The organism is Bradyrhizobium sp. (genome assembly GCF_030693485.1).
GTDB lineage: Bacteria > Pseudomonadota > Alphaproteobacteria > Rhizobiales > Xanthobacteraceae > Bradyrhizobium.
This window is the reverse complement of the sequence record NZ_JAUYAN010000028.1, coordinates 15,523-33,052: the sequence shown is the minus strand read 5'-3', so window position 1 is coordinate 33,052 and position 17,530 is coordinate 15,523. Positions and strand designations below refer to the sequence as shown.

17 protein-coding genes are annotated in these 17,530 nt (G+C 64.3%); 9 read left to right on the top strand and 8 right to left on the bottom strand.

Going from position 1 to position 17,530, the window contains the following annotated elements:
• Complete coding sequence (locus tag Q8N40_RS02310) at positions 1-1,080, bottom strand: tartrate dehydrogenase (RefSeq protein ID WP_305322095.1); 1,080 nt, start codon at positions 1,078-1,080, stop codon at positions 1-3.
• Between the two features lie 195 nt (positions 1,081-1,275).
• Between Q8N40_RS02310 and Q8N40_RS02305 the strand changes: the two genes are divergently transcribed.
• A complete protein-coding gene (locus Q8N40_RS02305) occupies positions 1,276-2,052 on the top strand; it encodes an SDR family oxidoreductase (RefSeq protein WP_305710665.1) in 777 nt (258 codons plus the stop codon).
• Between the two features lie 199 nt (positions 2,053-2,251).
• Here Q8N40_RS02305 and Q8N40_RS02300 read toward each other — a convergent pair whose 3' ends face one another.
• Complete coding sequence (locus Q8N40_RS02300) at positions 2,252-3,103, bottom strand: alpha/beta hydrolase (protein ID WP_305710664.1); 852 nt, start codon at positions 3,101-3,103, stop codon at positions 2,252-2,254.
• A gap of 96 nt (positions 3,104-3,199) precedes the next feature.
• On the opposite strand from Q8N40_RS02300, the gene Q8N40_RS02295 reads away from it, so the two are divergent.
• A complete protein-coding gene (locus Q8N40_RS02295) occupies positions 3,200-4,627 on the top strand; it encodes an amidase (protein ID WP_305710663.1) in 1,428 nt (475 codons plus the stop codon).
• A gap of 15 nt (positions 4,628-4,642) precedes the next feature.
• Here Q8N40_RS02295 and Q8N40_RS02290 read toward each other — a convergent pair whose 3' ends face one another.
• Positions 4,643-5,290: a TetR/AcrR family transcriptional regulator gene (locus Q8N40_RS02290; protein WP_305710662.1), complete on the bottom strand. Its 648-nt coding sequence runs from the start codon at positions 5,288-5,290 to the stop codon at positions 4,643-4,645.
• Between the two features lie 156 nt (positions 5,291-5,446).
• Between Q8N40_RS02290 and Q8N40_RS02285 the strand changes: the two genes are divergently transcribed.
• The 4 genes from Q8N40_RS02285 to Q8N40_RS02270 all read left to right on the top strand — a co-directional run bounded on the left by Q8N40_RS02285 (position 5,447) and on the right by Q8N40_RS02270 (position 8,998).
• Complete coding sequence (locus tag Q8N40_RS02285) at positions 5,447-5,656, top strand: ferredoxin (protein ID WP_305710661.1); 210 nt, start codon at positions 5,447-5,449, stop codon at positions 5,654-5,656.
• An 83-nt stretch (positions 5,657-5,739) separates the two neighbouring features.
• Complete coding sequence (locus tag Q8N40_RS02280) at positions 5,740-6,981, top strand: cytochrome P450 (RefSeq protein WP_305322066.1); 1,242 nt, start codon at positions 5,740-5,742, stop codon at positions 6,979-6,981.
• Between the two features lie 68 nt (positions 6,982-7,049).
• Entirely contained in the window at positions 7,050-7,715 is a 666-nt protein-coding gene (locus Q8N40_RS02275; protein WP_305710660.1) for a sulfite oxidase-like oxidoreductase, read from the top strand.
• A gap of 59 nt (positions 7,716-7,774) precedes the next feature.
• Positions 7,775-8,998 (top strand): bifunctional alpha/beta hydrolase/OsmC family protein, encoded by a 1,224-nt coding sequence (locus tag Q8N40_RS02270; protein WP_305710659.1) that lies wholly within the window; start codon positions 7,775-7,777, stop codon positions 8,996-8,998.
• 13 nt (positions 8,999-9,011) lie between these two features.
• Here Q8N40_RS02270 and Q8N40_RS02265 read toward each other — a convergent pair whose 3' ends face one another.
• Entirely contained in the window at positions 9,012-10,091 is a 1,080-nt protein-coding gene (locus Q8N40_RS02265; RefSeq protein WP_305322069.1) for a YeeE/YedE family protein, read from the bottom strand.
• A gap of 223 nt (positions 10,092-10,314) precedes the next feature.
• Positions 10,315-11,340 carry a zinc-binding alcohol dehydrogenase family protein gene (locus tag Q8N40_RS02260; protein WP_305710658.1) on the bottom strand — a complete coding sequence of 342 codons (1,026 nt, stop codon included), beginning with the start codon at positions 11,338-11,340 and terminating at the stop codon, positions 10,315-10,317.
• 149 nt (positions 11,341-11,489) lie between these two features.
• Here Q8N40_RS02260 and paaI point away from each other — a divergent pair, with 149 nt between their 5' ends.
• The 3 genes from paaI (at position 11,490) to iaaH (ending at position 14,854) form a co-directional block, all read left to right on the top strand.
• Positions 11,490-11,951 carry a hydroxyphenylacetyl-CoA thioesterase PaaI gene (gene paaI / locus Q8N40_RS02255; RefSeq protein WP_305710657.1) on the top strand — a complete coding sequence of 154 codons (462 nt, stop codon included), beginning with the start codon at positions 11,490-11,492 and terminating at the stop codon, positions 11,949-11,951.
• A gap of 60 nt (positions 11,952-12,011) precedes the next feature.
• A complete protein-coding gene (paaK, locus tag Q8N40_RS02250) occupies positions 12,012-13,295 on the top strand; it encodes a phenylacetate--CoA ligase PaaK (RefSeq protein ID WP_371135591.1) in 1,284 nt (427 codons plus the stop codon).
• Positions 13,296-13,417: 122 nt separating this feature from the next.
• Entirely contained in the window at positions 13,418-14,854 is a 1,437-nt protein-coding gene (iaaH, locus tag Q8N40_RS02245; protein ID WP_305710655.1) for an indoleacetamide hydrolase, read from the top strand.
• 119 nt (positions 14,855-14,973) lie between these two features.
• Here iaaH and paaE read toward each other — a convergent pair whose 3' ends face one another.
• From paaE to paaC, 3 genes are all read right to left on the bottom strand, one after another.
• On the bottom strand, positions 14,974-16,053 hold the full coding sequence (paaE, locus tag Q8N40_RS02240; protein WP_305710654.1) for a 1,2-phenylacetyl-CoA epoxidase subunit PaaE: 1,080 nt from the start codon (positions 16,051-16,053) through the stop codon (positions 14,974-14,976).
• A gap of 115 nt (positions 16,054-16,168) precedes the next feature.
• Positions 16,169-16,672: a 1,2-phenylacetyl-CoA epoxidase subunit PaaD gene (paaD, locus tag Q8N40_RS02235; protein ID WP_305710653.1), complete on the bottom strand. Its 504-nt coding sequence runs from the start codon at positions 16,670-16,672 to the stop codon at positions 16,169-16,171.
• Complete coding sequence (gene paaC / locus Q8N40_RS02230) at positions 16,666-17,442, bottom strand: 1,2-phenylacetyl-CoA epoxidase subunit PaaC (RefSeq protein WP_305322076.1); 777 nt, start codon at positions 17,440-17,442, stop codon at positions 16,666-16,668. The genes paaD and paaC overlap by 7 nt, the downstream gene beginning before the upstream one ends.
• Between the last annotated feature and the right edge of the window lie 88 nt (positions 17,443-17,530).

The following is a 17,530-nucleotide window of genomic DNA, read 5'->3' as shown; positions in this document are numbered from 1 at the left end:
TTACTCCACCATGTCAGCCACCGCCTTGCCGCACGCCGTGGTGTCGGCATTGCCGCCGAGATCGCGCGTGCGCAGCGTGCGTTCGCCGAGCGTGCGCTCGATCGCGGCGACGATCGATGCCGCGGCGGCCTTCTCGCCGAGATGTTCCAGCATCATCGCGCCGGACCAGATCATGCCGATCGGGTTGGCGATGCCCTGCCCCGCGATATCGGGCGCCGAGCCGTGTACCGGCTCGAACACCGACGGGAACAGGCCGGGTGGGTTGATGTTGCCTGACGGCGCGATGCCGATGGTGCCGGTGCAGGCCGGGCCGAGATCGGAGAGAATGTCGCCGAACAGGTTGGAGCCGACCACGACGTCGAACCAGTCGGGATGCAGGACAAAGTTCGCGGTGAGAATGTCGATGTGGTACTTGTCCCACTTCACCCCGGGATAGTTCTTCGCCATCGCCTCCACGCGTTCGTCCCAATACGGCATGGTGATGGAGATGCCGTTGGATTTGGTCGCCGAGGTCAGATGCTTCTTCGGCCGCGATTGCGCCAGCTCGAACGCAAACTTCAGAATTCGATCGACCCCGACCCGGGTCATCACGGTCTGCTGGGTGACGAATTCGCGGTCGGTGTCCGGGAACATGCGGCCGCCGACCGACGAATACTCGCCCTCGGTGTTTTCACGCACCACCCAGAAATCGATATCGCCGGGCTTGCGATTGACGAGCGGCGACGGCACCCCCGGCATCAGCCGCACCGGGCGCAAATTGACGTACTGGTCGAACTCCCGGCGGAATTTTATCAGCGATCCCCACAACGAGATGTGATCGGGAATTTTCGCGGGCCAGCCCACCGCGCCGAAATAGATCGCGTCGTGCTTGCCGATCTTCGCCTTCCAGTCCTCCGGCATCATTTCGCCGTGCTTTTCGTAATAGTCCCAGGAGGCAAAATCGAAATGGTCGAAATGCACGGACACCCCGTGCTTTTTCGCAGCCACCTCCAGCACGCGCAGTCCTTCCGGCACCACTTCCTTGCCGATACCGTCGCCGGGGATGACCGCGATCCGGTATTGCTTTTTTTCGTTGCTCATCGGGGGTTTCCTTGATGCCTTTGGAGACGTTCGGGAGCGCCGGTAACGCCGTTGGATTGAACCGGATTGCAATGAACCAAACTCGCCCGCGGCGCAACGCTGCAGTGCAATGTTGACCGCCTCGGGAGTGGCGGCCTAACTATCCCTACCGACCCGATACCTCCTCCGACGCCCTCCCGACAAAAGAGAAGCCCCATGGATCTGCATTTGCGCGGCAAGCGCGTCCTGATTACGGGCGCATCAAAGGGCATCGGGGCGGCCGCCGCCGAAGCCTTTGCCGAGGAAGGTTGCCACCTCATGCTCGCCGCCCGCAGCGGCAACGCGCTGAAGGCGCTGGCCGAGCGGCTGCGGGGGGCACATCAAATCGACGCTACGGCACACGTCGTGGACCTGCGCAATCCGCAGGACCTCGCCGGGCTGGCAAAGGACGCTGCCGAAATCGACATCCTCGTCAACAATGCCGGCGATATTCCCGGCGGCTCGATCGACAAGATCGACGAAGCAACCTGGCGCCATGCCTGGGAGTTGAAGGTGTTCGGCTACATCAACCTCACCCGCGCGATTTACGCGCAGATGAAGGCGCGCGGCCATGGCGTCATCGTCAACGACATCGGTGCTGCCGGTGAAAAATTCGACGCCAATTACATCTGCGGCAGCGCCGGCAATGCGGCGCTGATGGCGTTCACCCGCGGGCTCGGCGGCAAGAGCCTTGCCGACAATATCCGTGTGGTCGGCATCAATCCCGGCCCTGTCGGTACCGACCGCCACGTCACGCTGATGAAGACGCGCGCGAAAAACCAGCTTGGCGACGAGAACCGCTACAGGGAATTGCAGAAGGGCATGCCGCTGGGCCGCCCCGCCCATGCCCGCGAGATCGGCGACCTGATGGCGTTCCTGGCCTCGGATCGTTCAGGGTATACGTCGGGGGTGATCTTTACCGTCGATGGCGGGCATACGTCGGGCTGGGGTTAGCTACGTAGCCAAATACTCGACCTCATCCTGAGGAGCCGCGCGCCCTTCGCGCGGTGTCTCGAAGGATGGCAGCAGGCAGTGTGCCAGATGGTTCGAGACGCGCGCCCGACAGCGCAAAGCGCTGCCGGACGTGCTCCTCACCATGAGGGAGCGGGGTGCGCCCCCGAGCAGCGACGACAAGCCTCATGCCCAGTGATGGTCATTCCGCCGTCCGCTCGAACAACTGCCTGATCAGCGTCGTGATCCGCCCCGCCGGCGACGCCATCTCGCTCATGATGGTGAAGTGATTGGCGCCCGGGATTTCTTCGTACGTCACCGGCAATCCATACTTCGCCCGGTGTCCGGCGAAATCCGCGGTCTGCTTGCGCAATAGTTGCAGCTCGGCGTCGCCCGCTACCAGCGACAACGGCTTAGGCGGCCCGCCTTCCTGCATCATCGGTGAGTTGCGGCGCGACGTCGCTTCGTCGAGCCCGAGCTTGACGTTGAGGTAGCTGTGCCGAATCGGCTCGAGATCGTAGATGCCCGAAATCGCCATCCCCGCCCGCACGTTGGGGTTCGACAGCGCCATCGAGGTGAGATGGCCGCCGGCCGACCAGCCGGCTACCACCATCCCCTGGCCGTCGCCGCCGAGCACGGGCAGTTGTGCGGCGAGGAAATCGATCCCGGTGTGGATTTCGCCGACGATCTGATCGAGCGTTGCGTCCGGCGCCAGCGTGTAGCCGGTCAGCGCGACATTGATGCCGTGCGCCATGGGGCCGTCGGAAAACAGCGCAAAGGTTTCCTTGGCGCGGGTTTGCCAATAGCCGCCGTGGATAAACAGAAGCGTCGGCGCCTTCTCCCCGACCTTGAAGAAATCGATCCGGTTGCGCTCACGCGGGCCATAGCGCAGGTCGAGATGATCGGAATATTGCGCCCGCTTCTCCTGAGACCGCCGGTCCCATCCGGCGACGAGGTCGGAACTGGTGGGCACATGAACGCCGTTGTTGAGGCCGAGGTCGCGCTCCTGCTGGCTCATGCTGCGCCAGTCGGGCGTGTCGGAAGGCGTCGTCATGCTGGGAATCTCCAAAGCCGGTCTGTATTTCCACTTTGCCGGAAAATGTTTTAAAGCACTAGGCAATCCGCGACCTAGACGGAATGACCGGGAGATATGCGAGTGGCTGATCAGGGGCTGGTAAGGGCAACGGCTTGCGCCGTCGTCGACAAACTCAACAAGGGTGAGGTCACCCCGCTCGACCTGCTCGACGTGCTGGAAAAACGGATCGCCGAGGTCGACGGCAAGGTCAATGCGCTGCCGACGCTGTGTTTCGATCGGGCCCGGACTCATGCCAAAGAGCTGATGAAGAAGCCGGTTGGCAGCCGCGGCCTGCTGGCGGGCATGCCGGTGCCGATCAAGGATCTCACCAATGTCGCCGGCGTGCTGACCACGCAGGGCTCGCCGATCTACCGGAATAATGTCCCCGCGCGCTCCGATATCCTGGTCGAGCATCTCGAAAACAATGGCGGGGTGATCTACGCCAAGTCCAATACCCCGGAATTCGGCGCCGGCGCCAACACGTTTAACGAGGTGTTCGGCGCCACCCTCAATCCCTGGGATACTTCGCGCTCCGCCGCAGGCTCCTCCGGCGGCGCCGCCGTGGCGCTCGCGACCGGCATGGCCTGGCTCGCCCACGGCTCCGACATGGGCGGCTCGCTGCGCAACCCTGCGAGCTTCTGCGGCATCGTCGGATTAAGGCCGAGCATCGGCCGGGTCGCGCATACGCTGGCCGCCGCGGTCGACCGCAATCTCGGGGTGCAGGGCCCAATGGCCCGCAATGTCGAGGATCTCGCGCTGCTGCTCGATGCCATGAGCGGCGAGCATCCGGCCGATCCGCTGTCGCTGCCGGTGCTGCCGAATTCGTTCCTGTCCGCCGCGCGCTCCGGCAACAAGCCGCAGCGCATCGCCTATTCGTCCGACCTCGGCATCACCCCGGTCGATCCCGAGGTCGCCGCCATCACCCGCAAGGCGGCGCAGCGTTTCGCCGAGGCCGGCGCCATCGTCGAGGAAGCGCATCCGGACCTGCGCGAGGCCCATGAATGCTTCCACGTGCTGCGCGCCTTCGACTTCGCGCTGAGCAAGGCGGCGCTGTTGCGCGAAAAGCGCGACCAGCTCAAGCCCGAGGTGATCTGGAACATCGAGGAAGGTCTCAAGCTGACGGTCGAGCAGCTGGAGCGCGCCGAAGCGCAGCGCGTGGCGATGACCATGCGCACGCTGGAATTTTTCGACACCTACGATCTCCTGCTGACGCCCGCGACCATCGTCGCGCCGTTTCCGGTCGAGAACCGCTACGTCGCGGAATGCGCGGGCGTGAAATTCGACAATTATGTCGAATGGCTCGGCATCGTCTATGCGATCACGCTGGTGTGCTGCCCGGCGCTGTCGCTGCCGTGCGGTTTTACGGCCTCCGGCCTGCCGGTCGGACTGCAGATGGTGGCAGCCCCGCGCGGCGAGGCAAAGCTGCTCGCCGGCGCAAAGGTGCTGGAGGACATTTTGGGCATCAGCGGCGCCACGCCGATCGATCCGAGGGCGCCGAAGTAGAACGCAGTTTCGACGCTAGCCGGTCGCGCGTACGCCGCCGCCGGCCGCCTTGATCGCGACCGATAGCGCCAGCTCCGTCTGCTTGACCAGGTCCTCGACCAGTTCCTCGATGCTGATCTGCGCAGCTTCGCCGGTGAGCAGCCCCTGCTCGGCCAGCATCACCACGCCATGGACTCCCGTCCAGATGGTCAGGGCATGCCGTTCGCGCAGAAATCCCGGAGCGGGATCCCCCAGTGCCTGCAGCACGAGACCGAAGGCTTCCATCTTCGCATTGCTCAGTTCGCTGCCTTTCGCCACGGCGGCCATCGTGCGCGAGGCGAACATCAACCGGTAAATTCCATTGCGCCGAAGGCCAAAATCCAGCGTGGCCCGCGCGATCCGCGACAGCTTCGACTGCTTCGATGGCCTGCCGACCGCTTCCCGCAGCACGGCGTTGAATTGCCGAAAGGCTTCGGCGGTAACCGCCTCCAGCAACGCCTCGCGATCGGCAAAATGCCGGTAAGGCGCCGGCTGCGAGACGCCGAGCTGCTTCGCCAATGCCTTCAGGCTGATGGCTTCCGGACCACCCTGCTCCGCTTCGGCAAGCGCGGCCTGCACCAGCGCATCCCTGAGATCGCCGTGGTGGTAGGTGTTGACAGGCTTGCGGTCTAATCGAGGCGGCATCGGCAATCCCGGACTTTTCGCTTGACACTACAAGGGCGGCGCGAATGTAATAGGCTATAATTTCAAGGCGCTGCCAACAAGTCCCGTGCCGTTAGAATAACACCAGGAAACGCCATCCACGCAGCCAGGCTGCTGGTGACCCAGAGGAAGCGACCGATGTCCGGAAAACTCAAGGTGCATGTCGACCAGGACAAGTGTCAGGGCCACGCCCGCTGCAAGGCGCTGGCGCCCGAACTGTTCGATCTCGACGAGTATGGCAATGCCCACGAGGTCGGCGACGGCGCGGTCCCCGCGGGACTTGAGGACAAGGCCTGGCTCGCCAGGTCGAACTGCCCGGAAGTCGCGATCGACGTTACCGAAGAATGATCCACGCCGGTACGCCGATTTGAAGTGCTGACCGATTTTGAGCGCCATCCAGGATCATGCGAACGAACCGGAGGATTTTTCTGATGTCCGATCCCGCCCGCGCCATTCCCGATTCCGCCCCCGCGTTGGCCGATCACCCGCCGGTCACCGACTGGGTGCACGATTTCGACCATACCGATCCGCAATGGACCGAAGATCCGTTTCCGATCTGGGATACCGTACGGACGGCATCGCCGGTGATTCATACCGACCGCTTTCTAGGCTGCTACATGCCGACCACCTATCAGGCGGTGAAGGAAATCGCCTACGACACCGAGCATTTCTCCTCGCGCCGGGTCATCGTGCGCGACGTCCGGCCCGAGATCGTCAACACCGCGCCGCCGATCACCTCCGATCCGCCGGAGCACAAGCCGGCCAAGCAGTTGCTGCTGCCGCCGTTCACCCCCGACGCCATGAAGAAACTTGAGCCCCGGGTCCGTGCCATCTGCAACGAACTGATCGACGAGTTCATCGCGGACGGAAAATGCGACGCCGCGGCGCGCTATACCAAGCACATTCCGGTGCGCGCCATCGCCCACATGCTCGGCATCCCCGAAAAGGACAGCGACCTCTTCATCAAGTGGATCCACGAAATTCTCGAACTCGGCATCAGGGACGATGCCACCATGATGCGCGCGGTCCACGAGATGACCGGCTATTTCCACGGCCATATCGAGGCGCGCAAGCAAAACCCCACCGACGATCTGATCACGACGATGATGAACGCCCGCGACAAGGCTGGCCAGCCGCTGTCCGACGGACACGTGCTGGGCTCGTTGCGGCTGCTCCTGATCGCCGGCATCGACACCACGTGGAGCGCGATCGGCGCCTCGCTGTGGCATCTGGCGAAAACGCCTGCCGATCGCGACCGCCTGATCGCCGAGCCGGAACTGATGCCGACGGCGATCGAGGAATTGCTGCGCGCCTATGCGCCGGTGACGATGGCGCGTGAGGTGATGAAGGACACCGTGATCAGCGGCTGCCCGGTCAAGTCGGGCAACATGGTGCTGCTGTCGTTCCCCGCCGCCAACCGCGACCCGGCCGTGTTTCCCGATGCCGACAAGGTGGTGCTCGACCGCAAGGAGAATCGCCACGTCGCCTTCGGCCTCGGCATTCACCGCTGTGTCGGATCCAACCTCGCGCGCATGGAAATGACGGTCGCGATCGAGGAATGGCTGAAGCGCATTCCGGACTTCAGGCTCGACCGGGCCGGCCAGGTCAAATGGTCGGAGGGCACGGTGCGCGGGCCGCGGCAGCTGCCGGTGCTGTTCGGCAAACCGGCCTGAGGCGTTCGCCTCCGCACCTTCCCATGCTAGACATCAGGCTCTGACCACATCAGAACCGAAGGTCCAGCATGACGGAACCCGACGAACCGCCGCCGGACTCCAAGCTGACGCGCAGCAAGCAGCGCTGGGCACAGGAGGGCCGTTTCCTCACCGGCAAGACGTCCCGTCCCGAAGAGCAGCGCCTGCCGCCGGGACAGCATCTGACCCGGGATTGGCCCACCCTCGACCTCGGCCTGACGCCTGATGTTTCAAGGGAGCGCTGGCGGCTGGACGTCTATGGCGCGGTCGAGAATCCGATCTTCTGGGATTTCAAGCAGTTTACCGCACAGCTGCAGACAAAATTCACCTCCGACATCCATTGCGTGACGACGTGGTCGCGCTACGACAATTCATGGGAGGGACTTTCGACCCGCGACCTGCTTGACGCCTGCCGGCCGCGCGAGGAAGCACGTTTCGTGGTGCTGCATTCCCACGACGGCTACACCACCAACCTCGCGCTGGAAGATTTCGCCGCAGAGGACGCCGTGCTCGCGCATAGCTGGTCCGGCGCGCCGCTGGAGCAGGAGCATGGCGGCCCGGTGCGGCTCGTGGTGCCGCATCTGTATTTCTGGAAGAGCGCGAAGTGGCTGCAGAGCATCGAATTCCTCGCCGAGGATGCGCCGGGATACTGGGAAGTACGCGGCTATCACAACCGCGGAGACCCCTGGAAGGAAGAGCGGTATTCGGGGGATTGACGTGAACGCCAGAGTTCATCGATCCGCTCCCGTTGGAAGAGGTAAAGAAGGAGAACGCCGTGCCGACTGAACGTTTCCAGTTTACCAGCGCGGAAGGCCATCAGCTCGCGGCAGCGCTCGATTTGCCGGAGGGAACGCCGCTGGCCTATGCGCTGTTCGCCCATTGCTTCACCTGCGGCAAGGACGTGCTGGCGGCCAAGCGCATCGCGACCGCGCTGGCGGCGAAGGGCATCGCGGTGCTGCGGTTCGACTTCACGGGCCTAGGCTCCAGCGAAGGCGATTTCGCCAATTCGACCTTCTCCTCCAACGTCGCCGATCTGGTGCGCGCCGCCGACCATCTTCGCGAGACCCGCCGAGGGCCGGCGATCCTGATCGGCCACAGCCTCGGGGCTGCCGCGATTCTCGCCGCCGCCGGGCGGATCCCGGATGCCAGTGCCGTCGTCACCATTGCCGCGCCGTCCGATCCCGCACACGTCACGCATCTCTTCAGGGATCGCATCGGGGACATCCGCCAGCACGGCAAGGTCGAAGTCCAGCTCGCCGGCCGGCCGTTTCACATCACCAGCGAGTTCCTCGACGACATCGCCGAGCGCAGCCTGATGCCGCAGGTAACAAAACTGCACAAGGCGCTGCTGATCATGCATTCGCCGACCGACAACACCGTCGGCATCGACAATGCCACGAAAATCTTCGTCGCCGCCAAGCATCCCAAGAGTTTTGTATCGCTCGCAGGCTCCGACCACCTGCTCTCCGGCAAGCGCGATGCCGCCTATGTCGCCGGTGTCATCGCCGCCTGGGCGGAACGCTACGTTGATCTCGCTTCGCCCGAGCAAGCCCCCGCTTCGAACAACGCGCCGCGCAAGATCGTTGTGAGCGAGACCCGCAACGGCAAATTCCAGCAAACCGTTTCAGTCGGGCCGCATCAGTCGGTGGCCGACGAGCCCATCGCCGCCGGCGGCGACGACAGCGGACCCGGACCCTATGACTACCTGCTCGCCGGCCTCGGCGCCTGCACTTCGATGACCATGCGGATGTATGCCGACCGCAAGTCGCTGCCGCTGGACCGCGTCACGGTGACGCTCGAGCACCGCAAGATTCACGCGGAGGATTGCGCCGAGTGCGAAACCAGGGTCGGGATGCTCGACCAGATCGAGCGCGTGATATCCATCGAGGGCGCGCTCGACGCCGAGCAACGCGCGAAACTGATGGAAATCGCCGACAAATGCCCGGTGCACCGCACGCTCAAATCGGAGATCCGGATCGTGACATCGGCGGCGGATTGACGGGCCATCGGCCTCACGCGCGCGGGCGTGATTCCTGCGCCGGCACCAGCGGCTGAACCCGCAGCACGCCGCGCAATCCCGCGGCAGTGCCGAGCAAGATTCCAGCCACCGCAACGAACGACGCCAGCGACAGCGTCGAGAGGCCGGTAAGGCCCTGCCCGATCGAGCAGCCATAGGCCATCGCGCCGCCCGCACCCATCAGCGCGGCGCCGCCGATCGAACGCAACATGTGGCGGGGTGAAGAAAAGCCTTCCCACTGGAAGCGGCGCGTGATCAGCGCCGTCAGCAGGCTGCCTGCGAATACGCCGGCCACCAGGGCTATGCCGAAGTTCAGCGTCAGCCCGGTCGACAGCATGACGTATTGCACGCCGTCGGCGATCGGCGCGATGAAGGTCAGCGAGGTCACCGCGGCGGGATTGAACTCGTCGGCGCCGAGATAGCCGGTGGCGAACCAGCCGGCGGTGACCAGCAGGCCGACGGCGATGCCGGCCGCGATCTGGCCCCACGCGCGCGCAAACGGCGCATGCGCGAACGCAAAGATGATCAGCGCGCCCGAGATCGCGGACGCCGCGAGCATGCGGGCGAAAGTCTCGCTGAGGCCGAAGGTCGACAGCAGCGCCGGCAACGAGATCATGGCAGGCGCGCCCTGCGTCGCCTGCAGAACTGCAATGCGGCCCGGCGCGATCAGGCCCTTCAGCGTCATCTGCGCGGCGATACCGAGCACGATCACCACGACGAACGAACGCAGATTGCCGCGCCCCAGCAGCACCAGTGCGCGCGAACCGCAGCCGTTCGACAGCACCATGCCGTAACCGAACAGCAGACCGCCGAGAAACATCAGCGGCGCGGAAAACGACGGCTGCAAATAAATTGTCTTGCCGAGGTCGATGACGTCGCCGGCGGCGAGCAACTGCGCTGCTGCGATCGCAATCCCCAGCGCCAGCGCGTAGGTCCGGATCAGGCGACTGTCGCCATCGGCCCACCAGCCGCGTAGCCCGGACAGCAAACAGAAGCCGCTCAGCAGGACGACCGCGCCATAGACGAGACCGATCAGCAGGCCGCTCACGACGACGATGTTGACAACACCTTCCACTGGATTTCCCTGGAGCTTCTCGGCGCGACTGCCGGCACAACTCAAATAAGATGCAATTTCGATCCTGCTATAACGCTTCTCGCATGGGCCGGTCCACGGCGCGCCGAAATAAAGAAATAAGCCATCGCGCGCCGCGCAAAATGGGGAATAGAATCATCGTCCTCAGGCGGAATAAGAGAGGATTTGTTCCGCAATTATATTGAGGAAATCTGCCTCGCGCCTGTCACGCCGGCCGCAGGATCACCCGATCGCGTGAGGAACCGGCGACCGCGAGGAAGGCGGCTTTCGCCTGTTCCAGGGAAAAGATCGCAGTCGGCTGGATCGGAAACGGCTTCAGATGCCCGCTGGCAAAGCCGGGGCCGAGCTCCCTCAGCACCGCGCCGGTCGCGATCGAGGACAGTCCCAGCGTATCGATGCCGACATAGGTGTGCTGGCCGCGATAGAATTCCAGAATGTTGAATGGCACGATGCGGTCGATCGCAGCGATCAGGATCTGACGTCCCCGCAGGGCCAGTGACTGGTGCGCCGCCTGGAAGTAAGGATCGCCGACGGTGTTGAAGACGATGTCGGCGCCCTTGCCGTCCGTGAGTTCGCGAGCGCGTGCGGCAACGTCCGTCACCGAGGCGTCGATCATTTCAACCTTGCCGTTGACGTGACCTGCATAGGGTTCGCTCTTGCGCACCACGCCGATCAAGCGGGCGCCGTGCCAGCTGGCGATCTGCGCAGCGGCCTGCCCGACCTTGCCGTTGACGCCCATCACCAGCACCGTCTCATGGCTTTTCGGCATGCCGGCACGCCTGAGCCCCTCCATTGCAGTAACGAAGGGCACGCCGATCCCGGCGGCTTCCTCCCACGAGATGTTCTTCGGCTTCTCCACCACGGCTTCGGTTTCGACCACCAGATGCGTGGCGTGGCTGCCGTCGCGACGGATCCCGAGGTCGCCCGAGGAGCCGAACACCTCGCGCCCGATCCAATCGGCCGGTCCGTCGATCACAAACCCCGCATAGTCGCGGCCGGGCGTGCGCGGGAACACCGCGTAAGGCATCAGGCCGGTGGCGGCCTTCACGTCGGAGGGATTGACCGCGGCCGCCTTGATCTCGACCAGCAGTTCGTTCGCGCCCCGCGTCAGCGAGCGCCGCTCAACGACGGGTGCAAGCGCAGCCGGATTGTCGGCCTTCGCCGGCAGGCGGACGCAGAGCGCCTCTACCGTAACAGGCGGGCCATCCGGCTTCGGGGGGGCAGGTGTCATGGGGGCTTCCGATTGAGTGGCGTTTTCCGCCGATTTGACGCCCGCAGGGATCGTTGACACCATGGTGGCTTCGCATCATGACTAACCTAGTGATCGCTCAGTTCAAGAGGCTTGTTCCAACAAGCCCGAGCGACCCCGGGAGACCGAGAGTGAACGTCAAGGCCACCCTTTCGCCCGACGACCTCGCGCGCGCCTGCGCCGATGCGATGTGGCGGGAAGACGACGCCAGCAAGGGCCTCGGCATGGAGATCTCGGAGGTCGGGCCCGGCCACGCCACCCTGACGATGATGGTGCAGCCGCACATGGTCAACGGTCAGCGCATCGCGCATGGCGGCTTCATCTTTTTGCTGGCGGATTCGACCTTCGCGTTCGCCTGCAATTCCCGCAACGAGCGCACCGTCGCGGCGCAATGCGACATCACCTTCATCAAACCCGGCAAGCTCGGCGACCGGCTGGTGGCGACGGCGCGGGAAATTTCGCGCAGCGGGCGTTCCGGCATCTACGACATCAGCGTCACCGTCGACAATGTCGTGATCGCCGAGTTTCGCGGCCATTCCCGCACTGTCGGCGGCACCTGGCTGCCGGTCGAGACCGAGATCAAATCGACATAGAGGGAATATGCTGTGGCTTTGACCAACGTTCGATCCGGCAGCAGCGGTTACCGTGCCGAAATGGACGAGGCCGAACGGGCATCGCGCGACGAGATCATCGCGCTTCAAACCAGGCGTATGGCATGGACGCTGGCGCACGCCTATGACAACGTCGCGCATTACAGGAAAGCCTTCGACACGGCCGGCGTGCATCCCAAAGATTTCCGGGAATTGTCGGACCTCGCGAAATTCCCGTTCACGGTGAAGACCGACCTGCGCGACAATTATCCGTTCAATATGTTCGCTGTCGCCCGCGAAAAACTGGTCCGGGTCCACGCCTCTTCCGGCACGACAGGCAAGCCGATCGTGGTGGGATACACGCAAGCCGATATCGACATGTGGTCGGACGTGATGGCGCGCTCGATCCGTGCCGCGGGCGGCCGCACCGGCATGATCATGCACAACGCCTATGGCTATGGCCTGTTCACCGGCGGGCTCGGCGCGCATTACGGCGCGGAAAAGCTCGGCTGCACCGTGGTGCCGGTCTCCGGCGGCATGACCGAGCGGCAGGTGCAGCTGATCAACGATTTCAGGCCCGACATCATCACGGTGACGCCGAGCTACATGCTGGCGATCCTGGACGAGTTCAAACGCCAGGGCCTCGACCCCCGGAAATCGTCCCTCAAGATCGGCATCTTCGGCGCCGAGCCCTGGACCAACGCGATGCGCGCCGAGATCGAGGCCTCGTTCGACATGGACGCGACCGATATTTACGGCCTGTCCGAAGTGATCGGTCCCGGCGTTGCGCAGGAATGTATCGAGAGCAAGGATGGCCTGCATATCTGGGAGGATCACTTTTATCCTGAGGTGATCGACCCGGAGACCGGCGCAGTGCTGCCCGACGGCGAAAAGGGCGAGCTGGTTTTCACCTCGCTGACCAAGCAGGCACTTCCGATCATCCGCTACCGCACCCGCGATTTGACCCGGCTGTTGCCGGGTACGGCGCGACCGGGCATGCGGCGGATGGAGAAAGTGACCGGGCGGTCCGACGACATGATCATCCTGCGCGGCGTCAATGTGTTCCCGACCCAGATCGAGGAAGTATTGCTCGGCACCGACTGGTGCGGCGGCCATTTCATCATCGAACTGACCCGCGAGGGGCGGATGGATGAAATGACTGTCATCGCGGAGTCGCGGCCGGAACACTGGGACGACAACGGCCTGGTCGAGCACACCGAACGGGTCACCGCCACCATCAAGAACACCATCGGCATCACCGCGCGGATCCGCGCGGTGCCGCCGGAAACGCTGGAGCGCTCGCTTGGCAAGGCCCGGCGCGTTTACGACAAGCGACCGAAGGAATAGGTTCGACAGCAAGACCGGAGAAATCCATGACCACCAATCCCTCACGCCGCGATGTCCTGGCATCATCGATGGCCGTCGCCGCCGGTGCGGCTCTCCCATCCCTCGGACATGGGAGTCCCGCCATGGCCAACCCCAGCCTGATGTCCGCCACCGAACTCGTCGCGGCCATCAGGGACAGGAAAATAACCGCCACCGACGTCGCCAAGGCCGCATTCGCCCGCGCCGAGCAGGTCAAGGATCTCAATTCGCTGATTTTCGTCAACAAGGACCCGGCGCTGGCGGGGGCGGCCGAAATCGACAGTTGGGAACGACCCGGCCCGCTTCCGCTCGCCGGCCTGCCCATTGTCGTCAAGGACAACATCAACACCGCCGATATGCCGACATCCGCGGGCACCCCCGCGCTGCAGAAGGCGCAGCCTGGCGCCAACGCGCCGTCGCTGCAGAAGCTGTTCAAGGCCGGCGTCATCATCGTCGGCAAAGCCAACATGCACGAACTCGCGTTCGGCATCACCAGCACCAATTTGTCCTCGTTCGCAGGCCCGGTGAGAAACCCCTACGACAAGACACGGATACCCGGCGGCTCTTCGGGCGGCACCGCGGCGGCCATTGCCGCCGGCATCGTGACCTGCGGCCTCGGATCCGACACCGGCGGATCGACCCGCGTGCCCGCAGCGCTGTGCGGCATCGTCGGGTTGCGGCCATCGGTCGGCAATGGCGGCGCAGAGCGCCGTTACAATGACGCCAACCAGGTGGTTCCGATCAGTCACACCCGCGATACGGTCGGGCCGATGGGCCGCCTTGTCTCCGATGTGGCGCTGCTGGATTCGGTGATCACGGGCACACCGGTCGCCAGGCCCGAGCCGCTGCGCGGCAAGCGGTTCGGCATTCCCGCTATTTTCTGGAACGGGCTCGACCGCGATCTCGAAGCCGTGGCAAAAGCCGCGCGCGCGAAATTGGCGGAGGCCGGCGTCGTTCTCGTCGATGTCGATATGCCCGGGCTGTTCGAACAGAACGCGAAAGTCTCTTTCCCGGTCGCGCTGCATGAACCGATCGCCGATATCCCCGCTTATCTCAAGGCGAGCGGGATCGAAGGCATCACGCTGGCCGACATCGCGGCCAGGATCGCCAGTCCTGACGTCAAGGGTGCGTTCGGCGCCATCACCGCCGACGCCTTCGGCGCCGCCTACCAGGATGCGATCACGGTGCAACGGCCGGCGCTGCAGAAGATGTACGAGGCCTATTTCCGCGACAACAATCTGGATGCCATCCTGTTTCCCACCACGATTGCGCCGGCGCCTGCGATCGACGCCGACAAGGGATCGGGCGAGATGTCGATCAACGGCGGCAAGCCGGTGCCGACCTTCGACACCATGATCCGCAACACCGACCCCGGCAGCAACGCCGGCCTCCCGGGCCTGTCGCTGTTTGCCGGCATGACGCCGGGCGGCCTGCCGGTCGGGATCGAGATCGACGGTCCCGTCGGCAGCGACGCCAGGCTGCTGGGGCTGGGGATGTCGATCGAAGCCATTTTGGGAACCGCGCCACGGCCAAAAGTGTGAGGCGCCAGAGACGCGGCGCAAAGCCTGCCGGGGGCTAAACCAAAAATATCGAAAACAACCCCATGCAATGATACGGTTACGGTATCAAAATACCTCTTCACACCCATGTGGCCGATGGCCTACACGTGGTCGTAATCCACCACGACCCGGTCCGAGGTCGGCTTCGCCTGGCAGGTGAGGATGAAGCCGGCCTTGAGCTCCCACGGCTCCAGCGAATAATTCACCTCCATTTCGGCGCTGCCCTCGACCAGCCTGGCGCGGCAGGTCGAGCACATGCCGCCCTTGCAGGCGAACGGCAGATCCATGCCGGCGCGTAACGCCGCATCGAGGACGGCCTCGCCTTCGGCGACCGGCACCTCGCGGCGCTTGCCGTCGATGATCAGCGACGCCATCGCCCTCGGTGGCGCGCCCGCCGCGATCACGGCCTTGGGTCGGGGCTTGCCGCCGAACTCCGAAACGAACCGCTCGACATGAATGCGACCCTCGGCAATGCCGATATCCCGGCAGGTCGTCTCGATGTCCTTGCTCATGCCTGATGGACCGCAGATGAAGACGTGATCGACATCGGACGCGGGGACGAGCGAGCGCAGCAGCACCCTCACCTTCCCGCCATCGAGCCGGCCGTGCAGGATCGGCAGGTCCTGCTCTTCGCCCGAAATCACGTGAAATACCGAAAGCCGCTGCATGAAGCGGTCCTTCAATTCCTCCAGCGCCTCGCGAAACAGCATGCCCGACGTCGAGCGATTGCCGTAGAACAGGAAGAACCGGCTGTCCGGTTCGCGCGCCAGCACGCCCTTCGCGATCGACAGGATCGGCGTGATGCCGGAGCCTGCGGCGAAGCCGACATAGGTCCGCGCTTCATCCGGCGCCGGCGTGACGCCGAAGCGGCCGGTCGGGGTCATGACGTCGAGTTGGTCGCCGGCCTTCAATTCGTCGGCTGCCCAGCTCGAGAACGCACCGCCATCGACCTTCTTGACCGCGATGCGCAATTCGCCGTCGTCGGGCCCGGAGCAGATCGAATAGGAGCGGCGGACTTCCTCGCCGTCCATGGTGGTGCGCAGGGTCAAATACTGGCCGGGGGCGAAATGGTAGTCGTCCGCAAGTTCGCGCGGAATGGAGAACGTCATCGACACCGCGTCCTGGGATTCGCGGCGCAGGTCGTCGACGGCGAGGCGGTGGAAGCGCGGTGCGTGGGACATCGAAGCTGGGCCTGAGGTCTATCAACGTCATTGCGAGCGCAGCGAAGCAATCCATTCTTTCTTTGCCTGGAGAGATGGATTGCTTCGCTACGCTCGCAATGACGGGGTGACGGGGTCAATGACACTTGAAATAATCGAACGGTTCGCGGCAGCTCTTGCAGCGCCACAGTGCCTTGCAGGAGGTCGAGCCGAACTCGCTGAGCACCTCGGTATCGCCGGAGCCGCATTGCGGGCACGTCACCTGCTGCACGCCGAACAGCGCGCGGCGGGAGCCCGCCGCCTGCGGCGGCGCGATGCCGTATTCCCGGAGCTTGCGGCGGCCATCTTCGCTCATCCAGTCGGTGGTCCAGGCCGGCGACAGCACGGTGCGCACCTTGGAATTGCGAAAACCCTCGCGCTCCAGCGCCAGCTCGATTTCGACGGTGATCATGTTCATCGCGGGGCAACCGGAATAGGTCGGCGTGATCGCCACCTCGACCCGGCCGTCACGGATCGCGACATCGCGCAGCACGCCGAGATCGGCAATGGTCAGCACCGGAATTTCCGGATCGACCACGGATGCCGCGGTGTTCCAGGCGTGCTGCCGCAGCTCGGTATCGCTGAACAATGCGCTCACCATACGGCCCCCGGAAAGGTCCGCGGCATCGACTGCAGTTCGCTGAGCAAATGGCCGAGATGCTCGCTGTGCCGCCCTTCGCGGCCGCCCTGTTGCATCCAGTCGCTTTTCGGCAGAGCCAGCGTCGCTTCGCCCACGACACCGGCAACGGTTTTCAGCCATTGCGGACGCAGGCTGGCGGGAGCGACGGCCACGCCGGCGTCGATCAGGGCCCGCTCACTGGCGTCCACCTCGAACATTTCGCCGGTAAAGGCCCAGAGATGATCGATCGCGGTCTGCGCGCGGGCGTGGCTCTGTTCGGTGCCGTCGCCGAGCCGGACGATCCATTCCGACGAATGCCGCAAATGATACGCGCTTTCCTTTTCGGATTTCGCCGCAATCGCGGCCAGCGTCGCATCGGCTGATTTCATCATCGCGCGCCAATAGAGATCGGCGAAGGCCGAGTAGAAAAACTGCCGCACCATGGTGCGGGCGAAATCGCCGTTCGGCTGCTCCAGCAGCAGCAGATTGCGATACTGCCTGACGTCGCGCAGATAGGCGAACTTGTCCTCGTCGTTGCCCTTGCCTTCGACCCGGGCCGCATAGGAATACAGTTCGCGCGCCTGGCCGAGCAGGTCGAGGCCCATATTGGCGAGCGCCATATCCTCTTCCAGCATCGGCGCGTGACCGCACCATTCCGACAGCCGGTGCCCGAGAATCAGCGCATCGTCGGCGCGGCGCAGCGTATACAGCACCAGCGGCGTTTCGGAGACGGTGATGGATGCGATGGCCATGTTCAAGAACTCGCCCGTTCAATTTCCGACCTCATCCTGAGGAGCGCGCCCCTCTCGGGCATGCGTCTCGAAGGATGGCCGCAACTCA